Annotated in this window: 5 protein-coding genes and 1 pseudogene; all 6 read right to left on the bottom strand. The window is 59.9% G+C overall.

Features of this window, described 5'->3' with window-relative positions:
- Nucleotides 1-243, bottom strand: a pseudogene (locus AQY21_RS10060) (P-type conjugative transfer ATPase TrbB); the annotation flags it as partial.
- A 190-nt stretch (nucleotides 244-433) separates the two neighbouring features.
- Nucleotides 434-1,321 (bottom strand): LysR family transcriptional regulator, encoded by an 888-nt coding sequence (locus AQY21_RS10055; protein WP_058097535.1) that lies wholly within the window; start codon nucleotides 1,319-1,321, stop codon nucleotides 434-436.
- A 219-nt stretch (nucleotides 1,322-1,540) separates the two neighbouring features.
- Complete coding sequence (locus AQY21_RS10050; RefSeq protein ID WP_065169914.1) at nucleotides 1,541-3,067, bottom strand: L-fuculokinase; 1,527 nt, start codon at nucleotides 3,065-3,067, stop codon at nucleotides 1,541-1,543.
- 38 nt (nucleotides 3,068-3,105) lie between these two features.
- Entirely contained in the window at nucleotides 3,106-3,435 is a 330-nt protein-coding gene (locus tag AQY21_RS10045; protein WP_028710110.1) for a cupin domain-containing protein, read from the bottom strand.
- 24 nt (nucleotides 3,436-3,459) lie between these two features.
- Entirely contained in the window at nucleotides 3,460-4,134 is a 675-nt protein-coding gene (locus AQY21_RS10040; RefSeq protein WP_058097533.1) for a hypothetical protein, read from the bottom strand.
- 48 nt (nucleotides 4,135-4,182) lie between these two features.
- Nucleotides 4,183-4,835, bottom strand: a 653-nt coding sequence (locus AQY21_RS10035; RefSeq protein ID WP_058097532.1) for a proline/glycine betaine ABC transporter permease, incomplete at its 5' end; no start/stop codon positions are given.

The following is a 4,835-nucleotide window of genomic DNA, read 5'->3' as shown; positions in this document are numbered from 1 at the left end:
CTCGACGCCGACGTGATGCGCGACCAGCCGGATGATGCGCTCGCCGTCGAATGCGGGCAGGACCTGGCCGGTTTCCGCCAACCCGTCGCGCAGCCGGTCGACCCAGATCCGGCCGTCCGGGTTCAGCATCACCTCGACGATATCGGGATCCCGCAACAGGGCGGAGATGGCAGGCCCGAGCGCGGTGCGGAGCATGCGGGCGCCGCGCTCCACCCTTGCCTCGATGTGGTCCGAACCTGCCATCCCGTCCCCCGTTCCTCCGGAGCGGCGAGAGGAAGGCCCCCGGATGGGGTCGACTAAAAGAGCCTCAAAACGCAGCCGCGCAACAGCTGTCTTCGAAAAATCGAAAGCGGTCGTAGCCGGGCGAAAAAATACAGGAAACTGGCGGCGCGATTTCCGGTCATGATCGGCGCGCTGTTGCTTGCCAGGCGACTCACGTTCCCGATTTCAATGCTTCCAGAAAGGTTTGCAGCGCCGGGTTGCCGTTCTCCGGATGCCAGCAGGCGATGTAGCCGATTCGGGTTGCGCCGTTGCCATCATGGACGGGCCGGAACACCGCCCCGAGACCCGTCAGGCCGCTCGCGCATTCGCATTGCAGGCTGATGCCTTCGCCCGCGCCGACCAGGCTGAGGATGCTCTCGCGGCTCAGATGCAGGTTGGCGATCTCGGGCCCGTCCGATGGTGCGGCCAGCTTGGCGATCAGGATGTTGCGGATGTCGGATCCGGGATCCTGATGCGAGATCAGGAACTTCTCTCCCTTCAGATCGGACCAGTAGACGACGGGATTTTCGGCCAACGGATGATCTTCCGGCAGCGCAACCATCAACTGCTCGGTGCCGATCGCCATTGTGTTCAGCACAGGACAGCGGTCCGGATCGCCGAGGATGACCGCGACGTCGAGCTTGCCGGAATGGAGATCGGCCATCAGTTCGACGAAAGGCGCCTCAAGCAGGTTGAGGCAGATATCGGGATGGTTCTCGCGGAACCGGCGCAGGACGGTGCGGAAACCTCCCGAGGAGAGTGACTTGTAGAACCCCAGCGATACGCTTCCGCGTCGTCCTTCCACGGCGGCCCGGGTGCGATCGGCCAGTCGCTGGAAATCGTCCAGAATACGCGCGGCCATGGCAGCAAAATCCTCGCCGACCGGGGTCAGTTTCGCGCCCGCCGTGGACCGATCGAACAGCGCGGTGCCGAGCTCCTCCTCGAGTTCGCGGATGCGCCGGCTTACGATCGGTTGCTGGACCTCCAGCTCCAGCGCTGCTGCGCTGAAACTACCGTTGCGGGCGGTGGCGACGACATAGCGGAGGTGGCGAAGGTCCATAGCTTGCTATTCCTCCTTCCCGAAAGGTTATTATGCTCGTTCTTGCTGGTGCGCCACCTGACCGAGTTCAGAAACGGCAGTAGCGACAAAGTGTTCAGAGCGGCCGTGGAAGCGGAAGAGGACCGACAATGGGCCGGTTGAGGCTGTAGTTCGGTCGACTGGGCATACAAATGAGGGAAGGGCAAGGGGAGACCCCCTTGCGCCAATCAGAATGGTGGATCACGCTGTCGAAAGCTTCTTGAACAACGGTGAAGCTTCCGTCATCAGCAATTTATAGTCGGAAAGCATTCTCTCATAGAGCATCCCGTACGATGTGTCCGGGGTATATTCCAGATCATATTCAGCCAAACGCGTTGCCGTCTCTTCGACAGATGTCCATATTCCGGCACCGACACCCGCCAGAATGGCTGCGCCGAGACAGGCAGCGGCTTCGGTGGTTTTCATGGTGTGAACCGGCAGGCCGGACGCATTTGCCTTGATCTGGCACCAGGCACGGCTCTTGGCCCCTCCGCTGAGAGAGCGGACTTCCTTCACATCCACACCCAGGCTCCGGGTTGACTCGATCATCCGCAGAAGCACCATAGTCACCCCCTCCATGATCCCACGTGCGAAATGGGATTTGGAGTGCGCAAGAGTCACGTTCAGGAAAACGCCTTTAGCTTCGTCATCGGTATCCGGCGGCCCCGAGCCCTGGAGATGGGGCAGGACCCGCAAACCATCCGCGCCCGGTGGGGTGGACTCCACCGCTGCATCGATTGCCTGATAGGCGTTGATCCCGCCCGCATGCTCAGAGGCCAATTCGCCGACGCAGAAGGTGTCGCGATACCAGCGGATCGCCATGCCGCCGGTGGAATAGGAATGCACCATATACATTCCCGGAATTCCGCTCGCAAAACAAGGCATTTCCCCGGCGGGGTCGATGACCGGTTCGGTCGCCATCGCGACCGAGGCAAGCGCCGCCCCCGTGCTTTCTGAAAAGATGCCGGGTTTGACATTTCCCACGCCGATTGCGCCGCAAGCCTGATCCAGCGCGCCAAGGCAGATCAGTGTATCTGTGGATAAACCGAACTCCGATGCCGCCTCGGGGGTTACATTTCCGATGGGCGTGCCGGGGTGGTGGATCTGGGGCAGCTGCGCTTCCTGAATACCCAGCAAACTCAGCATATCAGGCCAATATCTGCGCGTATTGATATCCCAATACATGGTGGAGCAGAGAAGCGAATCTTCCGATGCGTATTGCCCCGTCAGAAGCAGGATGAAGAAATCCTCGATCAGCAGGAACTTCGCAGTCTTCGCAAAGGTGTCGGGTTCGTTGTTCCTGAGCCACAGGATCTTGGAGGCGGGCCAGATGGCGGACATACCGACCTGACCCGTCGTGCTGTGTATAGTCCTCCTCCCAAGCTGTTCTTCGATCCAGTCGGCTTCCTTGTTGGCGCGATTGTCCATCCAAACGATGGCCGGCCGAAGCGGTTGGTCATTTCCGTCCAGGCAGAACAGGGTTTCACCCTGGGCCGAGATTCCCAAGGAGGCGATATCCTCCCTGAAGATCCCGGAAGCTTCGATCGCCTTCGTGACGGCACGTTTGAAAGCGTCGATATAGGCCTTTGCGTCGAGCTCGACCCAGCCCGAAGCCGGGGTCTGGAGCTTGTATTCGCAAGTATAACTTCCCTTGATCGAGCCGTCCTCGGCGAACAGCGCGGCCTTGATCGCTGTCGTCCCGATGTCTACTCCCATGACGTATTTCATATTACTCTCTCCCCCTGGATCAAAGCGCCGAGCGGCGATCAGTTCTCACTCGGCGCCAGGCTCCAGGTAACCAGCGCAATTTCGGAGCCGATGTTCGTCAGCTGATGAGGTTCCGAAGGCGGCACCAGGACCGCGTCGCCCTCGTGCATCTCGTAATATTTGTCGCCACACATCAGCAAAACGGTGCCGCGAACGCAGAAGAACACCTCATGCGAGTTCGGATGGCCCTTGTCCACCGCACCGGTCTGGCCGGGGCTCAGCTGCGACGAGCCGAAAGTCAGCTTGTCTGTCTTGTAGTAAAGGCGGCACATTTCGGCGCCTTCCATGAATATCCTGGCTTCGGATTGCTTCTTGATTTCGCTATTCATGACTTACCTCGTTGGTTTTGGGTTTCAGATCGAAGCCATGACGTCGACGACGGCTTCGAGGTTTTCGCGAAAATCGCCATTGGGCGCGAATTTCCCGTCGAAAAGGGCGCCCCCCATGGTGAAGGCAAAGGGATTGATGTCATCGACGACGCGCAGCCTTTCGACACTCGAAATGCTGCCGGCGATGATCACATCCGCAGAGGCAGCCGCGACCAGCTTTTTGGCAAGCTCGACCGGGTCACCATCTGCATAGCGATAGGCAACCAGGTCCAGGCCACTCACTCCGGCTCCCTCCAGGCGCTTCGCATCCGCCAGGATTTCTTCGACCGTTCCTTTCAAGGTTACGGGGCTGCCGCCGACATCACCGACAAACGGATAATATTTGATATCCGTTCCGTTCAGAAGTTCGACCACGGAAGGGTAGAACCGCGTGCCGGTGAGATATTCGAACCCTGCATCGATGGCGAGCTGGGCGCTTTCCAGGCATTCCTCTTCGCTGTAGGTGACGACTTCCAGGAAGGTCACCTTGCCGTTCTTCTTCATCAGATCGACGAGGGCGATGGTTTCTTCCCTCGAGATCCCGACATCCTTGAAGCCCCAGAACCTGACGGGAAGATCCTTGCAAGATTCAAAGAGTTCTTTCGCATTATCGACGGTGATGTCGTTATGCGTCAGCATGACGATAAGTTCGGCCTGCATTTGTTTCTCCGATATTGGCAAATGTTTTGAATTGGGAGCGACACTCGCTTAGTGTTTGTCGCCCGGTATCTTGCGACGTTGGAACGCCGCGCGGGAAAGCCGGTCCAGCAGGATGGCGACCGCAACGATGGCGAGACCGGCACGAAGGCCGAGGCCCATCTCCATCCGCGTGAGGCCGCGCGTTACCTCGGCGCCAAGGCCGCCGGCGCCGACCAGGCCGGCCAGGACGACCATGGCCAGTGACAGCAAGATGCATTGGTTCAGGCCGACCAGCAGTGTGGGCATGGCCGAGGGAAATTCGATCTTCGTCAGGATAACCCGGGGCGGCGCGCCAATGGCCTGGCCCAGTTCGATCAGATCCTTCCGCACCCCTTTGAAAGCCAGGGTAGTCAGGCGCAGCATGGGCGGGACGCCGTAGACGATGGTCGCGAGTATCGCGGGTACCCGGCCCAGGCTGAAGATCATGACGGCAGGGATCAGATAGACCCAAGGTGGGACCGTCTGCATGATGTCCAGGATGGGACGCAGCCTGGCTTCGACCTTGGGACGACGCGCGGCGTAGATGCCGAGCGGCACGGCGATGAGCACTGATATGAGCACGGCGACGGACACTAGGCCCACGGTCTGCATGGTCTCTCGCCACAGATCCATCATGAAGCAGAATCCGAGCGCGAACAGCGAAAGCAGTCCCATGCGATAGC

It is taken from the genome of Paracoccus sp. MKU1, assembly GCF_001447385.1.
In the GTDB taxonomy this organism is placed as follows: Bacteria; Pseudomonadota; Alphaproteobacteria; order Rhodobacterales; family Rhodobacteraceae; genus Paracoccus.
This window is presented reverse-complemented; position numbering and strand designations above follow the sequence as displayed.

Bases quoted from the DNA above. Each gene is read 5' to 3' on its own strand.
- AQY21_RS10055 (WP_058097535.1), bottom strand. From the start codon at position 1,321: ATGGACCTTCGCCACCTCCGCTATGTCGTCGCCACCGCCCGCAACGGT.
- AQY21_RS10050 (WP_065169914.1), bottom strand. From the start codon at position 3,067: ATGAAATACGTCATGGGAGTAGACATCGGGACGACAGCGATCAAGGCC.
- AQY21_RS10045 (WP_028710110.1), bottom strand. From the start codon at position 3,435: ATGAATAGCGAAATCAAGAAGCAATCCGAAGCCAGGATATTCATGGAA.
- AQY21_RS10040 (WP_058097533.1), bottom strand. From the start codon at position 4,134: ATGCAGGCCGAACTTATCGTCATGCTGACGCATAACGACATCACCGTC.